Consider the following 16910-nt stretch of genomic DNA (forward strand, 5'->3'; position numbering starts at 1 on the left):
ATGCCCGACGAACCCGGCCCGTGTGTCCGGCGGCGCACCGGCCGCGATCTCGACGCCTGCGTCCAGGTGCTTGCCGTGGTGCACGAGCACAGTGGCTACCCGGTCAACTGGCCCGAGAAGCCGACGGATTGGCTGACCCCGCGCTCGCTGCTGGCGGCCTGGGTGGCCAAGCTCGACGGTCGTGTGGTCGGCCACGTCGGACTGTCCCGCGGCGGCAGGGGCGACGTGGCGCCCGGGCTGTGGGGCGCACGCGCGGGGGTCGGCGCCGAAGCCGCCGCTGTGGTGAGCCGGCTGTTCGTCTCCCCGGAGGCACGCGGACACGGCCTCGGTGCCGCGCTGATGGCCCGGGCCGTCGCGGAGGCGCACGGCCGCGGCCTGCACCCCGTGCTCGACGTCGTCGCCGCCTCCGACACGGCGGCGACCGCCCTGTACGAGCGGCTGGGCTGGGAGCTGCTGGACGTCGTCGAACAGCGCTGGTCGCCGGACCAGGTCGTGACCCTCCGCTGCTACGCGGCGCCAAGTGCGGCGCGGGCCTGTCCGGCGGGCTGAGCCGACCGCCAGGGATGCAACCCTCTCGCAACCTTGCCCGTGCTGCCCTGACCCCATGTCCGAGGAGACCCCGCGCGTCGAACTCACCCCCGCGGCCGCCGACCTGTTGCGCCGTCTGCGCGCCACGCACGGCCCGCTGATGTTCCATCAGTCCGGCGGCTGCTGCGACGGCAGCGCGCCCATGTGCTACCCGGAGGGCGAGTTCCGCACCGGAGGCTCGGATGTGCTGCTCGCGGAGCTGCAGGTCGAGGGGGTGGCGGAGCCGGTGACGTTCTGGATGTCGCGCAGCCAGTACGAGGCCTGGAGCCACACCCGGCTGATCGTGGACGTCGTAGCAGGCCGCGGCAGCGGTTTCTCGCTGGAGGCACCCGAGGGGGTGCGTTTTCTCACCCGTTCTCGCGTAGTCGGCCCATAGCCATCCCGCTGGCCACCGCGATCTGGTGCACTTCCCCTGAGACCTGAGACATTTGACGATCCCTCAGGGGGAACTGTGACGCATCGTCAGAAGCGTTTCGCAGCAGGCAGATCCGACAGAACCATTCGGACGTCGGTCAGATCGGCACTGGCGTTTCTCACGGCATTCGGCGCGCTGGCCGGTGCAGCCCTGGTGGGGGCGGCACCGGCCAGCGGCCTGCCGGGCGGCACCGTGCCGGGCAGCACCACGCTCGCGCCGGGAGTCACCTACGCACAGTTCGACGTCCAGGGAGCCAAGGGCGTGACCCACGCCCATCTGCTCACCGTCGATCTGCGCAACACGCACGTACGCCTCGGCCTGCTCTATCCGGGGGCCGTGGCCGCACGGGCCGCCGTCTCCAGGATGGCCGACGCACAGGGCGCCGTCGCCGGCATCAACGGCGACTTCTTCAACATCTCCGAGGCGCAGCACCCGGGCGTCGAGGTGACGGGCTCCACCGACGGACCGGCGATCGTGAACGGGCACGTTCTGAAGTCGTCGGTGCCGGACGGACAGCGCTTCGGGCCGGAGCTGCCCCCGGGCACCACCACCCGGGACGTGCTCGGCGTGGGCGTCGACCGCAGGGCCCGGCTGGACAGCCTCGCCCTGGCCGGGTCGGTCCGCACTCCGGCGGGACGGCTGCCGCTGGGCGGGCTCAACCAGTACGCGCTGCCGGAGGGTTCGGTCGGCGCCTTCACCTCCGACTGGGGCAGCGTCTCCCGGGTCCGCGCCACCTGCGGCACGGACACCGACCGGGCGGCCGACTGCAGCACGGACACCTACGAGGTGACGGTCCGCAAGGGCCGGGTCGTCGCCACGTCCGACACACCGGGCAAGGGTGCCATCGCCGCGGGGACCACAGTGCTCGTCGGCCGGGAGGCGGGCGCGCAGCGGCTGCGGAAGTTCTTCAAGGGCGAGCCGGTGACGGTGACGCACCGGCTGGTCTCCGCCACCTCCCGGAAGGCGTACAGCTTCGCGCTCGGCGGCTACCCCGTCCTGAAGGGCGGCCGGCCACTCTCGGGCCTCGACGACACGGCCGCGGCAGTGCGCACGGCCGTCGGCATCGCGAACGGCGGAAAGCGGCTGCTGCTCTTCGCGCTGGACGGTGCGCCCGCGTACCGCAAGGGTCTGACCATCTCCGAAGTGGCCACCACCATGCGGTCGTTGGGCTCGGTCGACGCCTTCAGTCTGGACGGCGGCGGATCGACGACCCTGGTCGCCCGCGTGCCCGGGGCGGCCACCGTCACCGTACGCAACCACCCGTCCGGCGACGCGGAACGACGGGTGCCGAACGGCATCGGGGTGTTCTCCACGTGATGAAACGGCGTCGTGATCCACAGGCTCTTACGGCCTGAGACCGCTGACGATGCCCGCCGTCGCCGTGACGCCGCTGTGAATGGTGGGCGCGATGCTCGTGCCGGCCAGGTAGAAGCCGAGCAGCGCGCACACCAGGGCGTGGGAGATCTTCAGTCCGCCGTTGCGGGTGAAGATCACCGCCAGGATCAGCAGCAGCACCACCACTGAGATGGAAATCGCCATTGTCAACCTCCTCCGCTGCGCCGCCACTTCCGGTTTGCGGCGTTCGGCCGTAAGTGTGGCGTAGCGGAGGGTTCGTCCGGGCGGCTGACCTGTACTCCGAACGTGTGGTTCTACGCCGCCCGGTGGGCGTCCAGGAACGCCTCGAGGCCGGCGAGGTCGTCGGTGTTGAAGTAGTCGACGCCGACGGCGAGCAGTTCGGTCCACAGCGCGTCCCGGGCGGGGCCCGCCAGGTCGGGTGTGTTCCAGAAGCGCACTTTCTGCCCGCGGGCGTGAGCCTGGTCGAGGATGCCGTGCAGCTTCTGCCGCTCGACGTCCGGGAAGGCGCCCTCGCCGAGCCAGGTGAAGTTGAGCTGCCAGTTGTCGCTGATCAGCGGGATGAAGGAGGCGGGCGCCGGGCTGCCCAGGTCGGTGAGCCGGCCGTCGTAGAAGGCCCGCCGTACGGTCTGGGCCTCCATGGGCGTACGGGCGGCGCGGTCGCCGGAGATGACGTTGGTGACCGCTCCGGGGTGCACGCGGCCGTGGGCGTACGTCGTGAACAGGTGCGGGTAGCGCTGGAGATGGCGGTCGAGTTCGAGGTACGTCGACGAGCCCTCGGTCTTGATGTCGATGAGCAGCTGGAGCGGCCTGCGGTAACCCCGGTACACACTGCCGTGGTTGGCCTTGACCAGGGCGGACAGCGGGTCGAGGTAGAGGGACTCCAGGGTGCGGGTCGGGTCCAGGTCGTCCACCGTGTGGCCGATGAGGAGCTGGTCGCCGACAAGGAAAATGTCGGCCTCGACGCTGCCGAAGCGGTGGTCGAGGGCATCGAAGAGAGGGCGCGGATGCTCGTAGTCGTTGTGGGCGTGGGCGTTCCACAACGGGCGGGGGCAGCGCGTCCGTTCCTCGGCGAAGGCGCTGCCGGCGGGCTGGGCGAGCACTGCCGCGAGCGTGGCGCCGAACGCGGTGAGGGCTCTGCGGCGGGTGATGAGGGCCATGTTCTGCCTCCCTGTGGGGCGGGTCGGAACCACAGGGAGTATCGGGCGGAAAGGCGCTCAATGGACCTGCACATGCCAGGAGTTGGCCGGACTGCCGCCGCCTGTTCATTACTTCGGCGCAGGCACATGAAGAAGCCCGCCCCAGGTGGGGCGGGCTTCACCGGGTGACCGTCAGGGGGCCTGCAGGTCGACGAGTTCGGCCACTGCGGACCGGTGGGCGCCGGCCGTGCCGTAGGCGATCGAGTCGGCCTTGGCCCGCTTGAGGTACAGGTGGATCGGGTGCTCCCAGGTCATGCCGATGCCGGCGTGCAGCTGGAGCGCCTCCTCGGCGGCGTGCACGGCAACCGGCGCCGCATAGGCCTGCGCCACGGCGACCGCGATCCCGGCGTCCTCACCCGTGGCGAGCGCGTCGGCCGCGTTGCGGGCGGCGGCCCGCAGGTTGACGACCTCCAGCCACAGCTGGGCGAGACGGTGCTTGAGCGCCTGGAAGCCGCCGACGGGCCGGTTGAACTGCTTGCGTTCCTTCAGATAGCGCACGGTCTCCGTCAACGCCCAGTCGGCGAGCCCGAGTTGCTCGGAGGCGAGCAGCCCGGCGCCGGCCCGCAGGGCCCGCCGTACGGCGGGTGCGGCGTCACCGATCCGACGGGCGCCCGCCCCGTCGAGGGTGACGGTCGCGAGGGGCCGGGTGAGGTCGAGGGACACCTGCGGGGTGACGACGGCGTCGGCCGCGTCCACCGCGTACAGCCCGCCGTCCTCGGCCGGCACCAGCAGCACATCCGCGGCCGCCGCGTCCGCGATGCCGGTCAACTCCCCGTGCAGGGCGCCGTTCTCCAGTCGTACGGCGGGAAAGGCGGTGCCGGGGGCGCGGTGCAGCGCGACCGCGAGGGCGCCGATGGCCCGCCCGGAGGCCAGCCGCCCGAGCAGCTCCTCGTCACCGCACTCCAGCAGGGCCTCGGTGGCGACGACGGCACTGGTGAGATAAGGGACGGGAGCAACCGCTCGCCCCAACTCCTCCAGCACTACGGCGACTTCGCGATGAGTGGCACCCTGGCCTCCCTGCGCCTCGGGCACCAGCAGGCCCGCCAGGCCCATGCCGTCGGTGAGGGCCTTCCAGGCGGCGAGGTCGTGCGGGGCATCGGACTCGGTGCGGGCGATGACGCCGGGTGCGTCGCAGTGGTCGGCGAGGAGGTCCCGTACGGCGGACCGCAGTGCCTCTTCCTCCTCCGAGTACAGCAGGTCGGTCATCGGGCGAGGTCCTTCCAGGCGACGTCCTTGTCGGTGCGCGGCTCGGACGGGAGGCCCAGGACGCGTTCGGCGACGATGTTCAGCAGGACCTCGCTGGTCCCGCCCTCGATGCTGTTGCCCTTGGCGCGCAGGTAGCGGTAGCCGGCGTCCCGGCCGACGAAGTCCACCAGTTCGGGGCGGCGCATGGTCCAGTCCTCGTACAACAGGCCCTCCTCGCCGAGGAGTTCCACCTCCAGGCCGCTGATCTCCTGGTTGAGGCGGGCGAAGGCGAGCTTCATGCCGGCGCCCTCGGGGCCGGGCTGGCCGGCCACGAGCTGTTGGCGCAGGCGCTCGGCGGTCAGGCGCGACACCTCGGCGTCGACCCACAGCTTGAGCAGCCGTTGGTGCAGGTCGTGGGTGCGCAGTTCGGGGCGTTCGCGCCAGGTCTTGGCGACCGGGGCGATCATGCCGCCCTCGCGGGGCAGCCGCATGCCGCCGATGGCGACGCGTTCGTTGTTCAGCGTGGTCTGCGCGACGCGCCAGCCGTCGCCGATCTCGCCGAGGCGGCGGGAGTCGGGGATGCGGACATCGGTGAGGAACACCTCGTTGAACTCGGCCTCACCGGTGATCTGGCGCAGCGGACGGACCTCTACGCCTGGGTCGGTCATGTCGCAGAGGAAGTAGGTGATGCCGGCGTGCTTGGGCACGTCCGGGTCGGTGCGGGCGATGAGGATGGCCCAGCGGGCGTTGTGCGCGCCGGACGTCCAGACCTTCTGCCCGTTGACCACCCACTCGTCGCCTTCGCGGACGGCCCGGGTGCCGAGCGCGGCGAGGTCGGAGCCGGCGCCGGGCTCGCTGAACAGCTGGCACCAGACCTCCTCGCCGATCCACAGGGGCCGCAGATAGCGCTGCTTCTGCTCCTCGGTGCCGTACTTGAGGATCGTCGGGGCGGCCATGCCGAGGCCGATGCCGTTGCGGCGCGCGTCGTTGTCGGGGGCGCCGGCCGCCTCCAGCTCGGCGTCCACGACGGACTGGAGGGAGCGGGCGGCACCGAGGCCGCCGAGGCCCTGCGGGTAGTGCACCCAGGCCAGACCCGCGTCGAAGCGGGCCTTGAGGAAGTCCAGGCGGTCGGTGGTCGCGGGCGGATGCGCGGCCAGCAACTCCTGTGTGCGGCTTCGCAGTTCGGCTGCGTCGGTCATGCGACGGCTCCGTTCTCCAGGGACGGCAGGACGGCCACCCGGCCGGTGGTCACGCCGTCGGCGACACGCTGCACGGCGGCCGCGGCCCCGGCCAGCGGTACCCGCTCGCTGACCAGCGGCTTGATGGCGCCCCGGGCGGCCAGCTCGGTGAGCTGCTCATGGCAGTGCGCGATCAGCTTCGGGTTCTTGGTGCCGTACAGGCCCCAGTGCAGGCCGAGGATCGAGTAGTTCTTCACCAGGGCGTGGTTGAGGCCCGGGCTGGGGATGACCCCGCTCGCGAAGCCGACGACCACGATCCGTCCCTCGAAGGCCACGACCTTGGTGGACTGGGTGTAGGCATCGCCGCCGACGGGGTCGTAGACGACGTCGGCGCCCCGGCCGCCCGTGGCCTCCTTGACGGCGGAGATGACGTCCTCGCTCTTGCGGTCGATGACGACGTCGCAGCCGGACTCCCTTGCCGCGGCCACCTTCTCTGCGCCGCCGACGACCCCGATGACCCTCGCCCCGGCCGCCTTGCCGAGCTGCACGGCCGCGCTGCCGACCCCTCCTGCGGCAGCGTGGACGAGCAGCGTCTCGCCTGCTTCCAGGTGAGCGCGACGGTGCAGACCGAACCAGCCGGTCTGGTAGCCGATGTGCAGGGCGGCGGTCTCGGCGTCGTCCAGCGAGTCCGGCGCGGGCAGCAGGGTCGCGGCGTCCGCGACGGCGTACTCGGCGAAGCCGCCGTGGGGCAGGGCCGGGTTGGCGATGACCCGCCGCCCGTCCTCGGTCTCGCCGCAGATCTCCACGCCCGGCGTGAACGGCAGCGGCGGGCGCACCTGGTAGTGGCCCCGGCACATCAGCACATCCGGGAAGTTGATGTTCGCGGCACGCACCTTCAGCAGCACCTGGCCGTCGCCGGGCGTGGGCCGCTCCGCCTCCTCGAGCCGCATCACCTCGCTCGGCTCGCCGTTCTCGTGCACTTGCCATGCCTGCATGCGGTGCCTCCAGGGACTGCTCCGTCTGACCGGGGTCCCTCGCATACTAAGCGGTCGCTTGCCTATGAGGAAACACTTCCCGCGGAAGTGCGCCGACGCGCGGGTTCACCCGGGCAGTACGCCGCGGCCGTCGCGGACCTCGAACACCAGCTGGGTCTCGGTCTGCCGCACCATCGGGTGGACGGTCACGTGCTCCAGGATGAGGTCCCGGAGTTCTTCCGGGCTGGCCACGGCGACATGCAGAAGAAAGTCGTCGTCGCCGCCGACGTGCAGCACCGTCAGGGCTCCCGGCACATTGACCAGCCGGTCGTAGAGGTTGCGGACGTGTTCGCGGCTGTGGCTGCCCAGGCGGACCTTGATGATGGCGTGAATGGGATGGCCGAGTGCGCCGAGGTCGAGCCGGGCGTTGATGCTCGTGATGACACCGGACTCCCGCAGTGCGCGCACCCGGTACGCGCAGGTCGACTCGGCGACGCCCACCCGGGCCGCGAGCGCGGCGTTGGTCATCCGGCCGTCCTCCACGAGTGCGACAAGGATGGCCAGATCGGTGCCGTCGAGAGCCGCCGCGGCGGGTTGTGTTTTCTTCAGCTGCTGCCCCGCCATGAGCCCTCCTCTTGCTGAATCCGCACCAATATTGGCGACCGGCCATGGCTTCCACAACCACTCTTGCAGGATGTTGTGGATCGGCTCACCCTCTCGTGCATGACTTCGTCGTATCTGCACCTCGACTCCCTTGCCGTCCACGCCGGCCGCGAGGATCTGACAGAGCTCGGCGTCCACGCGCTGCCCATCGACCTGTCGTCGACCAACCCGCTGCCGGACATCGAGGCAGGCGGGCTGTCCTACGAGGCGATGGCGAGCGGCGGGGTGCCGAACGCCGAGGGCGGGGCCGTCTACGCACGCCTCTGGAACCCGACCGTGGCGCGGTTCGAGTCGGCGCTGGCGAAGATGGAGCACGCCGAGGCCGCCGTGGCGTTCTCCTCGGGCATGGCGGCGATGACCGCGGCGGTCCTGGCGACCATGAAGGAGACCGGCCGCCGCCATGTGCTGGCCGTCCGTCCCCTCTACGGCGGCACCGATCATCTGCTGGCCTCGGGCCTCCTCGGGGCCGAGGTGAGCTACTGCTCGGCGCCGGACGTCGCCGCGACCCTCCGCCCCGACACGGCGATGATCGTTTTGGAGACGCCCGCCAATCCGACCCTCGAACTGGTCGACATCCGTGCCGTCGTCGAGGCCGCCCAGGGCATTCCGGTTCTTGTCGACAACACGTTCGCAACGCCGGTCCTGCAGAATCCGATCGACCTCGGTGCCGCGATGGTCCTGCACAGCGCGACCAAGTACCTGGGCGGGCACGGCGACGTCATCGCCGGTGTCATCGCCTGCGGCCAGGAGCAGGCGGCCGCGCTGCGCCGGGTCCGCGCGGTCACCGGCGGCCTGCTGCACCCGCTGGGCGCCTACCTCCTGCACCGGGGACTCGCCACACTCCCGGTCCGGATACGTGCCCAGCAGGCGAACGCCCGGCGCATCGCGGCATGGCTGGGGACCCACCCGGGCGTGGCCCGTGTCCACTACCCCGGCATCGAGGGGGACCCGCAGGGGCTGCTCGGCCGGCAGCTGAAGGGCACCGGAGCGATGATCTCCATCGATCTCCGCGGCGGCTACGAACAGGCCGTGCACGTCACCTCGTCGGTCAGCCTGTTCACCCATGCGGTGTCCCTGGGCGGCGTCGACTCGCTGATCCAGCACCCGGCGGCACTGACGCACCGGCCCGTGGCCCCGGAGGCTCGACCCGCCGCCAGCCTGGTCAGGCTGTCCATCGGGCTCGAGGACGCCGAGGACCTGATGGCGGACCTCGACCGGGCGCTCGCCACGCACCGCCCGATTTCCATGGCGGCGGGTGTGTCGCGGGCGTAGCCCGCCCCGGGTCCAGGCAACCGGGCCCCTTCCCCGTCATGCGGATGAGCTGGGGGCTGCACCTCCTCGCCGCATCGAGGACCGGCCGGCCAGGCAACGCAACATCACTGTCGGGCTCCGCAGGACCTACGCGCGCCTGAACCCGTGGCTCCGCTCCACTTTCGCCACATGCAGCGTGTAGCTCTGGTACCACTCGGCTTGCCCACGCTTTTGCGCCGCGCGGTGCTCGGCGTTGCACCGCCACTCCGTGAGAGCATCGGCGTCGCGGAAGTACCCGACGGTGATACCCAGCCCGCCAGGAGTCTGCGCGTGGTCCATCCCCAGGAACCCAGGGACGTCCTTCACCAGGTCTTCCATGCGTGCGTTGGTCTCGCTGTAGCCGCTCTGGTCCTGGGTTCGCACCGTAGTGAAGACAGCCACGTAGTAGGGAGGTTCATAGGCCTCGACGGGCGCGACAGACGCTTCCGAGTGATCGCTCATGGCGCCACCGTAAGGCGGGATGCGCCCAACGATCCGACGTTCGCGGCGATGCGCGGGCCCGGGCGCACCGTGCTCGCGCTGCGGCTGGCGATCGGGCTCCGGATCCTACCGGAGACCGAGTTCCAGGAACTGGTCCAGCTGTTGCGCGGAACCGGTACGGCGCGGGTCACTCCGGCCGCGCAGTGGCTGCGCCACGCCGAGTGCCCGCGGCGCATGGCGGAGGTCGCGCGCCAGGTGCCGGCCGAGCCGGAGGACGCACCGGCCCAGCCTGCGCCACCGCGCCCCTGAGCACGCGCCGGGCCGTGCCGCAGACCCTGCATCACGCGTATCCCAGCACCATGGCCTGGGAGATCAGGGGGCGGGCGCGCAGCCAGTTCTCCGTGGCCGATCCGGGGCACGCATGGCTCAGTGCGACTCCCGGCCCACCTCCGAACCGCTGGAGCCGACGAGGAAGTCCAGGTCTGCGCCCGTGTCGGCTTGCAGGACGTGGTCGACGTAGAGGCGTTCCCAGCCGCGGCGGGGGTTGGCGAAGCCGGTGAGGGTGGCCTTGTTCGGGGTGCGGCGGGCGAGTTCGGCGGCGGGTACGTCGACATCGATGCGGCGGGCTTCGACGTCGAGGGAAACGACGTCACCGGTGCGCACCAGCGCGAGGGGGCCGCCTGCCGCTGCCTCCGGGGCCACGTGCAGGACGACGGTGCCGTACGCGGTGCCGCTCATCCGGCCGTCGCAGACGCGGACCATGTCGCGCACGCCCTGTTCGAGGAGCTTCTTCGGGAGCGGCATGTTCGACACCTCGGGCATGCCGGGGTAGCCCTTGGGGCCGCAACCGCGCAGGACGAGGACGGAGTCGGCGTCGACGTCGAGGTCCGGGTCGTCGATGCGGGCGTGGAAGTCCTCGATCGAGTCGAAGACCACCGCCCGGCCACGGTGCCTGAGCAGGTGCGGGGAGGCGGCCGCCGGTTTGATGAGCGCGCCGTCGGGGGCGAGATTGCCGCGCAGGACCGCGATGCCGCCCTCGGCGACGAGCGGTTCGGCGCGGGTGCGGATGACGTCGCCGTCCCAGATCGGGGCGTCGTCGAGGAAGTCGGCCAGGGGGCTGCCGGTGACGGTCAGCACGTCGGGGTCGAGCAGGTCGCGTACCTCGCGCAGGACAGCGAGCAGGCCTCCGGCGCGGTGGAAGTCCTCCATGAGGAAGCGGCCGGCCGGCTGGAGGTCGACGAGGACCGGTACCCGGGAGCCGATGCGGTCGAAATCGTCGAGGGACAGGCCGATGCCGAGGCGGCCCGCGATGGCCAGCAGATGGACGACCGCGTTGGTGGAGCCTCCGATGGCGGCCAGCGCCACGATCGCGTTGCGGAAGGAACCCTCGGTGAGGAAGGAACCCGGCCGCCGGTCGGCGCCCACCATGTCCACCGCCAGCCGGCCGGTGCGGTGCGCGGCCTCCAGAAGTCGGCTGTCGGGGGCGGGAGTTCCGGCCGTTCCCGGCACGACCGTGCCCAGGGCCTCGGCCACCAGTGCCATGGTCGACGCGGTGCCCATCGTGTTGCAGTGACCGCGGCTGCGGATCATCGACGACTCGGAGCGGGTGAACTCCTCCTGGGAGAGGGTGCCGCCGCGGACCTCCTCGGACAGCCGCCACACATCGGTGCCGCAGCCCAGCGGCCTGCCGCGGAAGGTTCCGGTGAGCATCGGGCCGCCGGGCACGACGACCGCGGGCAGGTCCACCGAGGCGGCGGCCATCAGCAGCGACGGGATCGTCTTGTCGCAGCCGCCCAGCAGGACGACGCCGTCGACGGGATTCGCCCGGAGCATCTCCTCCGTGGCCATCGCGGCCATATTGCGCCAGAGCATGGCGGTCGGCCGCATCTGGGTCTCGCCCAGCGACACCACGGGCAGGTCCAGCGGGATCCCGCCGGCCTCGTACACGCCGTTTCGGACGGCGGCTGCCACCTCGTTCAGATGGGCATTGCAGGGGGTCAGATCGGATGCGGTGTTGGCGACTGCGATCTGCGGACGGCCCGTGAAGGCGTCGTCCGGAGCGCCTCTTCGCATCCAGGCCCGGTGGATATAGGCGTTGCGGTCCTGGCCCTCGTACCACTGTGCACTGCGGAGCGTCACCCTTGAGCCCCTTCCCATCGTCTTCCAATAGTCGGTACAGCGCTCTAGAGTCCGGAACATCATGAAGCGTACGCAGACGTACGGGGGACCGACAGTCCCCGGTACGGACGGCTCAACCGGCTTCGACGGCCGCCGACTTGTGGGCGCGGACCGGGTGCTCGCCGTGCTCAAGGAGCTTGCCCGGTATCCCGAGGGCGTGGGTCTGGAGGAGCTGACCCGGGTGATCGGCAGTCCCAAGCCGACCGTGCACCGGGCGCTGGGCGCCCTGCGCCGGGCGGGTCTCGCCGGCCAGGACGCCCGCGGCCACTACGCACTCGGGGACGAGTTCCTGCGCATGGCCTTCGCCCACCACGAGGCCCGGCCCGATCACGTCCGCGTCCGCCCGGTGCTGGAGGCGCTGGCGCACCGCTTCGGGGAGACCGCGCACTATGCGGTCCTCGACGGCCGTGAGGTCGTCTACCGCGCCAAGGTCGACCCGCCCAGCGGTGCCGTCCGGCTCACCTCGACGGTGGGCGGCCGCAACCCCGCACACGCCACCGGCGTCGGAAAGCTGCTGCTCGCCCACCGTCTGGAGACCTTGGCGGAGGTCGAGGCGTGGATCGGCGGCTCTCCCCTGGAGCGCCGCACTCCGCAGACCCTGTGCACCGCTGACGCCCTCCACCGCGACCTGGGGACCATTCGTGAGCGGGGCTACTCCCTCGACGACCAGGAGAACGAGCCGGGCGTCAACTGCCTCGCCCTGCCCCTGTACGCGACCTCCCCGACGACGCCGTCCGGAGCCGTCAGCGTCAGTGCGCTCACGTACCGGACACCGCTCGGCACCCTGGTCGATACGGCCGAGGAGATCCGTGCGCTGCTCGGTCCCCTCGGCGAGCCCCACCGCTGAAGTCCCGCCGCCCCTACCACCGCCAGCCCGCCGAGCCGACCCTGGAGAGCGACCTCGTGCACCTCTTGCGCATTGGCGCCGCCGGCGCCGAAAGGCCTTCCCGCGAAGCCGAGCCGATCCGCCGGACAGGCCCAGGCGTCCAGCAGCCGGGCGCACAGCGCCGGCACGTGCTCGGACCCCGGTGAGCAGGCGTCTCATGCGCGCTTTCGTGCTGTTGAGCCCTGGCGAGTACGCCGTGCAGGAGGTCGCCGCGCCGGTGGCCGGGCCCGGCGAAGTCGTCGTCGACGTCGAGCGGGTCGGGGTGTGCGGCACCGATGTGGAGTTCTTCACCGGCGCGATGGCCTATCTCCACCACGGGCACTCCGCCTACCCGATGCGGCTCGGCCATGAGTGGGCGGGGCGCGTGGCGGCGGTCGGTGACGGCGTCGCCCCCGGCTGGCTCGGACGGCGCGTCATGGGCGACACCATGCTCGGCTGCGGCAGCTGCCGCCGCTGTCTGCGCGGCCACCAGCATGTGTGCGAGAAGCGGCAGGAGGTGGGAGTACGCGGGAACCGGCCCGGCGCTCTGGCCGAGCAACTCGCCGTCCCCGCCTCCTCGTTGCACGCCCTGCCCGACTCCGTCGACGCCGTGCTCGGCGCGCTGGTGGAGCCGGGCGGCAACGCCCTGCGCGCCGCACAGGCCGCCGCACCGAGCCCCGGGGACCGCGTCCTGGTGCTGGGGCCGGGGACCATCGGGCTGCTGGCCGCCATGTTCCTCCGTGCGGACGGTGCGGAAGTCCACCTGATGGGCAACACCGACAGCTCCCTGGCCTTCGCCCGCGAACTGGGCTTCGAGCATGTCTGGGCGGAGGACTCCCTGCCGGATCTGCCGTTCGACGCGGTCGTCGACACCTCGAACGCCGCCCATCTGCCGGACAGGGCCCTGGAGTTGGTCGAGCCGGCCGGCCGCGTCGTGTACATCGGGCTGGCCGGCGAGCCCAGCAGGATCGACACCCGCACGCTCGCCCTCAAGGACGTGACCGCGGTGGGCATCCTGTCCGCCTCCCCCGGCCTCGACGCCGCCATCCGCGCCTACGCCGCCGGATCGGTCGACCCGCGGCCGCTCGTCGCCGCCACGGTGAGCCTCGACGAGGCCGGCCCCGTGCTGGCCGGTGATCGCCCGCCGCACGCCGGGCCCGGCCCCAAGATCCAGGTGGATCCCCGCCCGTGCTGAGCTGCCGGCCCTCCCCGCCACCGAGCGGCTGAATACACAGGCCGAGCGGCGCGTCGGGACGGGCGGAGAGACCGGCACGGCGCAGGGTGGGCGGCACAGTCGTCGTGGAGGAGGAACCGTGAAGCGTCGTGTCGCCGCCGTCCTGGCCGTTGCCGTCGCCGGGCTGATCCTGTTCGCGGTACCGGCCGCGGCTCACGACGGCCGGGCAGACGTCGAGAGCAACGACTGGAACATCCCGCTCACCAACATCGGCATCCTGTAGCGCCGGGTCCGGCAGTGCCGAATCCCGTAGCGCCGAATCCCGTCGCGCCGAACTCTTGACGCCACCCCTATGACTTCGCAGACATGACTACGCAGACATGACAGCGCAGTCAGCCGAGCCGCCAATGGCATCATTGAGCGGTCTCCAGGGTCTTCAACGACGAGCCGTACGTCTCCGCCGACGTACGCCGGCAGGTGCTCGACGCCGCCGAACAGCTCGGCTACCGGCGCAACAACGCCGCCCGAGCACTGGCCTCCGAGCGGACCCGCTCGATCGGCGTGGTGACGCTGGGCACGGCTCTCTACGGCCCCGCCTCGCTGCTCATGGGTGTCGAGCGGATGGTCCGGGACACCGGTTACGCACTCCGCGTGGTCAACACGATGGAAGGCGACCCGGCGGGCATCGCGGGCGCCATGGACTCGCTCCTCGATCAGGGCGTGGACGGCATCGTCATCTCCGAACCGATCGACGAGCAGAACGACGGCGGTGCTCACCGCGGGGGTCGGCGCCGACCTGATGGCCCGGACCGCCACCGATGTTCATCACCGACGTGGCCGCGGTCCGGGTGGCCCTGGAGCAGCTCGCCGCCCGCGCCCTGGCCGACGACCCCGACGGCACCCGGAAGACCAGACTCCGAGTGACCCGTCAGAGGCCGCACCCGCCGACTCGCTCACCGCTCAGCACGACGTCGTCCATGTGCATGTCGTACGACGAGGGTGTGGGATCCGCCTGGTACAACTGCCAGCCCAGCTTGACCTTGTCGAAGTGCGGGAAGGCGAAGTCATCCGCGGCGCCGCCGTGTTGCTTTGTCGAGACCGTCAACTCGGGCTGCTCCGCGCCGTCCAGGTAGACGGTGACGCGGTTGTCGGTCGCATCGAGGTGGAATTCAACGCAACTCCAGGTCCCGGCCGTGGCGGGCGCCGAGGTCTTCCAGGCGGTCCAGTCCCCGGTCGGGCCCAGATCGGAGCCCACGCCCCAGAAGTTGCCCTGCGAGGTGGGCACGTACTGGCCGCCCAACGGCCGTACCAGCGTGGGGACATCGGAACCGGAGGCTTCGGCGATGGTCCAGTGGGCCCAGTCGGGAGCCGTGGGGAAGCGGTCCACGCGCAGCCGCAGCCGGGCCCAGAAGCTGTTGCCGGCGGGTGCGAGGTCGGACAGCGCGAGGAAGGCCCGACCGTTGCCTTCCGTGTGCAGCCGCAGTTCGCGTCCGTGGCCGGTGGCGCCGGGCTCGACGGTCAGCGAACCGTTGGACGTGTCGGCGCTCCACCCGCGACCTGCGGTGACCGGCCCGAGAGGCAGGCGGTCGAAGTTCTCCTTGAAGAGCACCCTGTGCCGAGTGGCCGTGTGCTGAGTGGGGGTGGCGGAGGCGGTGGGGGGTGTCGCGAGCAGCGCGGCCGATGCGGCTAAGAGCGCGGCGGCGATCTTCCTCATGCGTGTCATGGGCTCAGTGTGCAACACCCGTCACAGCAGCCACATGGGCCGATCCCACCCGTCACGACCCCTTCGGCCGCGCCCGCACATGCATCCGCTCCCCCTGCGGCCCGAACAGGCTCAGGAACTCCACCGGCCCCTCCCCCGTCGACCCGAACCAGTGCGGCACCCGGGTGTCGAACTCGGCCGCCTCCCCCGCCGCGAGGACGACGTCGTGCTCGCCCAGCACGACCCTCAGCCGCCCGGACAGCACATACATCCACTCGTAGCCCTCATGGGTGCGCGGTTCGGGCTCCTCCGTGCCCTGCGGTACGAGCACCTTGAAGGCCTGGAGGCCGCCGGGCTGCCGGGTGAGCGGCCAGAAGGTGCGGCCGTGTCGCACGAGGGGCTTGCCCCGCACCCGCGGATCGCCCACCGGCGGGGCGCCGACCAGTTCGTCCAACGGCACCTGGTGCGCCCGCGCGATCGGCAGCAGCAGCTCCAGGCTGGGCCTGCGCAGTCCGGACTCCAGCCGGGACAGCGTGCTGACGGAGATGCCGGTCGCCGCCGACAGCCCTGCAAGGGTCGCACCCCGCTCCTTGCGAACGCGCCGCAGCCGGGGGCCCACCTCCGCGAGGACCTCGTCCGTGTCGTCGTCGCTCATGACCCACCTTGCGGTTTCGGCAAACAAGTTTGTCAATCCAGCCTATCCGAGCGACGTTCTCGGTGGAGGTGGTCACCATGACCGAGACCGAGAAGTACGAAGTGATCGTCGTCGGAGGCGGCGCGGCAGGGCTCTCCGCCGCACTGGTGCTCGGCCGTTCCCGGCGCCGCACCCTCGTCCTCGACGGGGGCGAGCCGCGTAACGCGCCCGCCGCCCATATGCAGGGCTATCTGTCCCGGGACGGCATGTCTCCGGCAGAGTTCCTGGAGATCGGCCGGGAGGAGATCGCGCGGTACGGCGTGGAGCTGGTCCAGGACCGCGCGGTGGACGTCACGCGCGGTGAGGACTTCACGGTGGTCCTGGAAAGCGGCCGTACCGTCGAGGCCCGGCGTCTGGTCATCGCCACCGGCCTCAAGGACGAACTGCCCAAGGTCCCCGGCGTCGCCGAGCGCTTCGGCCGGGACGTGGTGCACTGCCCGTACTGTCACGGCTGGGAGGTCCGCGACCAGGCCTTCGGCGTGCTGGCCACGACGCCGATGAGCGTGCACCAGGCACTGATGGTGTCCCAGTGGTCGAAGGACGTGACGCTCTTCCTGCACACCGTTGCCGAGGAGGAGCTGTCGGACGAGGATCTGCGCAGGCTCGCGGCGGCCGGGGTGAAGGTGGTGCCGGGCGAGGTCGCGGAGCTGGTGGTGGAGGAGGACCGGCTCACGGGCGTACGCCTCGTGGACGGCACGACGCACGCCCGCGAGGTCGTCTTCACCGCGCCCCGGGCGGTCCCGCAGACCGGTCTGCTGGAGCGGTTGGGAGCCGAACTCCAGGAGTCCCCCTTCGGCGCGTACCCGGTGGTCGACCCGACCGGGCTCACCTCCGTGCCGGGCGTCTGGGCGGTCGGCAACGCGATGGGCTTCGCCGAGCAGGTCGTGAACGCGGCAGCCGGCGGCTACCGCGCGGCCGCCACGATCAACGCCGAGTTGCTGATAGCCGACCTAGACGCACCCTCCTAAAGGGGCGCGGGGAACTGCGCGACCAGCCACAAACCACCCGCAG

The 16910-nt window shown here is 71.4% G+C and carries 19 protein-coding genes and 1 pseudogene; 10 read left to right on the forward strand and 10 right to left on the reverse strand.

Annotation, left to right across the window (positions count from 1 at the left end; translation table 11 throughout):
- The 3 genes from P2Q00_RS33905 to P2Q00_RS33915 all read left to right on the forward strand — a co-directional run bounded on the left by P2Q00_RS33905 (window position 1) and on the right by P2Q00_RS33915 (window position 2320).
- The gene (locus tag P2Q00_RS33905) at window positions 1–549 is read left to right on the forward strand and encodes a GNAT family N-acetyltransferase (protein ID WP_275777434.1); all 549 of its coding nucleotides are present in this window, start codon (window positions 1–3) and stop codon (window positions 547–549) included.
- A gap of 55 nt (window positions 550–604) precedes the next feature.
- Complete coding sequence (locus tag P2Q00_RS33910; RefSeq protein WP_275777436.1) at window positions 605–964, forward strand: DUF779 domain-containing protein; 360 nt, start codon at window positions 605–607, stop codon at window positions 962–964.
- A 192-nt stretch (window positions 965–1156) separates the two neighbouring features.
- Window positions 1157–2320 carry a phosphodiester glycosidase family protein gene (locus tag P2Q00_RS33915; RefSeq protein ID WP_275777437.1) on the forward strand — a complete coding sequence of 388 codons (1164 nt, stop codon included), beginning with the start codon at window positions 1157–1159 and terminating at the stop codon, window positions 2318–2320.
- Between the two features lie 27 nt (window positions 2321–2347).
- On the opposite strand, the gene P2Q00_RS33920 is transcribed toward P2Q00_RS33915, so the two are convergent.
- The 6 genes from P2Q00_RS33920 to P2Q00_RS33945 all read right to left on the reverse strand — a co-directional run bounded on the left by P2Q00_RS33920 (window position 2348) and on the right by P2Q00_RS33945 (window position 7516).
- Complete coding sequence (locus P2Q00_RS33920; RefSeq protein ID WP_275777439.1) at window positions 2348–2542, reverse strand: hypothetical protein; 195 nt, start codon at window positions 2540–2542, stop codon at window positions 2348–2350.
- A 110-nt stretch (window positions 2543–2652) separates the two neighbouring features.
- On the reverse strand, window positions 2653–3516 hold the full coding sequence (locus P2Q00_RS33925; protein ID WP_275777440.1) for a phosphatidylinositol-specific phospholipase C/glycerophosphodiester phosphodiesterase family protein: 864 nt from the start codon (window positions 3514–3516) through the stop codon (window positions 2653–2655).
- A gap of 171 nt (window positions 3517–3687) precedes the next feature.
- Entirely contained in the window at window positions 3688–4761 is a 1074-nt protein-coding gene (locus P2Q00_RS33930; protein WP_275777442.1) for an acyl-CoA dehydrogenase family protein, read from the reverse strand.
- Window positions 4758–5939, reverse strand: a complete 1182-nt coding sequence (locus P2Q00_RS33935; RefSeq protein WP_275777444.1) for an acyl-CoA dehydrogenase family protein — start codon at window positions 5937–5939, stop codon at window positions 4758–4760. Before P2Q00_RS33935 ends, P2Q00_RS33930 begins: the two co-directional genes overlap by 4 nt.
- The gene (locus tag P2Q00_RS33940) at window positions 5936–6913 is read right to left on the reverse strand and encodes an NADPH:quinone oxidoreductase family protein (protein WP_275777446.1); all 978 of its coding nucleotides are present in this window, start codon (window positions 6911–6913) and stop codon (window positions 5936–5938) included. The genes P2Q00_RS33935 and P2Q00_RS33940 overlap by 4 nt, the downstream gene beginning before the upstream one ends.
- A gap of 105 nt (window positions 6914–7018) precedes the next feature.
- Window positions 7019–7516: an Lrp/AsnC family transcriptional regulator gene (locus tag P2Q00_RS33945; RefSeq protein ID WP_275777447.1), complete on the reverse strand. Its 498-nt coding sequence runs from the start codon at window positions 7514–7516 to the stop codon at window positions 7019–7021.
- A gap of 99 nt (window positions 7517–7615) precedes the next feature.
- Between P2Q00_RS33945 and P2Q00_RS33950 the strand changes: the two genes are divergently transcribed.
- Window positions 7616–8827 (forward strand): trans-sulfuration enzyme family protein, encoded by a 1212-nt coding sequence (locus tag P2Q00_RS33950; protein WP_275777448.1) that lies wholly within the window; start codon window positions 7616–7618, stop codon window positions 8825–8827.
- Between the two features lie 126 nt (window positions 8828–8953).
- Here the strand turns inward: P2Q00_RS33950 and P2Q00_RS33955 are convergent, their stop codons facing one another.
- Window positions 8954–9307: an antibiotic biosynthesis monooxygenase family protein gene (locus tag P2Q00_RS33955; RefSeq protein ID WP_275777449.1), complete on the reverse strand. Its 354-nt coding sequence runs from the start codon at window positions 9305–9307 to the stop codon at window positions 8954–8956.
- A gap of 48 nt (window positions 9308–9355) precedes the next feature.
- On the opposite strand from P2Q00_RS33955, the gene P2Q00_RS33960 reads away from it, so the two are divergent.
- Complete coding sequence (locus tag P2Q00_RS33960; protein ID WP_275777450.1) at window positions 9356–9595, forward strand: hypothetical protein; 240 nt, start codon at window positions 9356–9358, stop codon at window positions 9593–9595.
- A 117-nt stretch (window positions 9596–9712) separates the two neighbouring features.
- Here P2Q00_RS33960 and P2Q00_RS33965 read toward each other — a convergent pair whose 3' ends face one another.
- Complete coding sequence (locus P2Q00_RS33965; protein WP_275777452.1) at window positions 9713–11425, reverse strand: IlvD/Edd family dehydratase; 1713 nt, start codon at window positions 11423–11425, stop codon at window positions 9713–9715.
- A 61-nt stretch (window positions 11426–11486) separates the two neighbouring features.
- Between P2Q00_RS33965 and P2Q00_RS33970 the strand changes: the two genes are divergently transcribed.
- The 4 genes and pseudogenes from P2Q00_RS33970 to P2Q00_RS33985 all read left to right on the forward strand — a co-directional run.
- Window positions 11487–12311, forward strand: a complete 825-nt coding sequence (locus P2Q00_RS33970) for an IclR family transcriptional regulator (protein ID WP_275777453.1) — start codon at window positions 11487–11489, stop codon at window positions 12309–12311.
- Window positions 12312–12507: 196 nt separating this feature from the next.
- Complete coding sequence (locus P2Q00_RS33975; protein ID WP_275777454.1) at window positions 12508–13524, forward strand: zinc-dependent alcohol dehydrogenase; 1017 nt, start codon at window positions 12508–12510, stop codon at window positions 13522–13524.
- Window positions 13525–13642: 118 nt separating this feature from the next.
- On the forward strand, window positions 13643–13786 hold the full coding sequence (locus P2Q00_RS33980) for a hypothetical protein (protein ID WP_275777456.1): 144 nt from the start codon (window positions 13643–13645) through the stop codon (window positions 13784–13786).
- Between the two features lie 140 nt (window positions 13787–13926).
- A pseudogene (locus P2Q00_RS33985) lies at window positions 13927–14265 on the forward strand (LacI family DNA-binding transcriptional regulator); the annotation flags it as partial.
- A gap of 166 nt (window positions 14266–14431) precedes the next feature.
- On the opposite strand, the gene P2Q00_RS33990 reads toward P2Q00_RS33985, so the two are convergent.
- Both P2Q00_RS33990 and P2Q00_RS33995 read right to left on the reverse strand, forming a co-directional pair.
- Window positions 14432–15226: a hypothetical protein gene (locus P2Q00_RS33990; protein WP_275777458.1), complete on the reverse strand. Its 795-nt coding sequence runs from the start codon at window positions 15224–15226 to the stop codon at window positions 14432–14434.
- A gap of 52 nt (window positions 15227–15278) precedes the next feature.
- Window positions 15279–15860, reverse strand: coding sequence for a helix-turn-helix domain-containing protein (locus tag P2Q00_RS33995; RefSeq protein WP_275777460.1), 582 nt, complete (start codon window positions 15858–15860; stop codon window positions 15279–15281).
- A gap of 77 nt (window positions 15861–15937) precedes the next feature.
- On the opposite strand from P2Q00_RS33995, the gene P2Q00_RS34000 reads away from it, so the two are divergent.
- Window positions 15938–16867, forward strand: a complete 930-nt coding sequence (locus P2Q00_RS34000; protein ID WP_275777462.1) for an NAD(P)/FAD-dependent oxidoreductase — start codon at window positions 15938–15940, stop codon at window positions 16865–16867.
- The last annotated feature ends 43 nt before the right edge of the window (window positions 16868–16910 follow it).

The organism is Streptomyces coacervatus, assembly GCF_029223485.1.
GTDB classification, from domain to species: Bacteria; Actinomycetota; Actinomycetes; order Streptomycetales; family Streptomycetaceae; genus Streptomyces; species Streptomyces coacervatus.

What these genes read in the sequence shown, in the direction of transcription:
- P2Q00_RS33905 (WP_275777434.1), top strand. Translation starts at nt 1, where the DNA reads ATGCCCGACGAACCCGGCCCGTGTGTCCGGCGGCGCACCGGCCGCGAT.
- P2Q00_RS33910 (WP_275777436.1), top strand. Translation starts at nt 605, where the DNA reads ATGTCCGAGGAGACCCCGCGCGTCGAACTCACCCCCGCGGCCGCCGAC.
- P2Q00_RS33920 (WP_275777439.1), bottom strand. Translation starts at nt 2,542, where the DNA reads ATGGCGATTTCCATCTCAGTGGTGGTGCTGCTGCTGATCCTGGCGGTG.
- P2Q00_RS33925 (WP_275777440.1), bottom strand. Translation starts at nt 3,516, where the DNA reads ATGGCCCTCATCACCCGCCGCAGAGCCCTCACCGCGTTCGGCGCCACG.
- P2Q00_RS33930 (WP_275777442.1), bottom strand. Translation starts at nt 4,761, where the DNA reads ATGACCGACCTGCTGTACTCGGAGGAGGAAGAGGCACTGCGGTCCGCC.
- P2Q00_RS33935 (WP_275777444.1), bottom strand. Translation starts at nt 5,939, where the DNA reads ATGACCGACGCAGCCGAACTGCGAAGCCGCACACAGGAGTTGCTGGCC.
- P2Q00_RS33940 (WP_275777446.1), bottom strand. Translation starts at nt 6,913, where the DNA reads ATGCAGGCATGGCAAGTGCACGAGAACGGCGAGCCGAGCGAGGTGATG.
- P2Q00_RS33945 (WP_275777447.1), bottom strand. Translation starts at nt 7,516, where the DNA reads ATGGCGGGGCAGCAGCTGAAGAAAACACAACCCGCCGCGGCGGCTCTC.
- P2Q00_RS33950 (WP_275777448.1), top strand. Translation starts at nt 7,616, where the DNA reads ATGACTTCGTCGTATCTGCACCTCGACTCCCTTGCCGTCCACGCCGGC.
- P2Q00_RS33955 (WP_275777449.1), bottom strand. Translation starts at nt 9,307, where the DNA reads ATGAGCGATCACTCGGAAGCGTCTGTCGCGCCCGTCGAGGCCTATGAA.
- P2Q00_RS33960 (WP_275777450.1), top strand. Translation starts at nt 9,356, where the DNA reads ATGCGCGGGCCCGGGCGCACCGTGCTCGCGCTGCGGCTGGCGATCGGG.
- P2Q00_RS33970 (WP_275777453.1), top strand. Translation starts at nt 11,487, where the DNA reads ATGAAGCGTACGCAGACGTACGGGGGACCGACAGTCCCCGGTACGGAC.
- P2Q00_RS33975 (WP_275777454.1), top strand. Translation starts at nt 12,508, where the DNA reads ATGCGCGCTTTCGTGCTGTTGAGCCCTGGCGAGTACGCCGTGCAGGAG.
- P2Q00_RS33990 (WP_275777458.1), bottom strand. Translation starts at nt 15,226, where the DNA reads ATGACACGCATGAGGAAGATCGCCGCCGCGCTCTTAGCCGCATCGGCC.
- P2Q00_RS33995 (WP_275777460.1), bottom strand. Translation starts at nt 15,860, where the DNA reads ATGAGCGACGACGACACGGACGAGGTCCTCGCGGAGGTGGGCCCCCGG.
- P2Q00_RS34000 (WP_275777462.1), top strand. Translation starts at nt 15,938, where the DNA reads ATGACCGAGACCGAGAAGTACGAAGTGATCGTCGTCGGAGGCGGCGCG.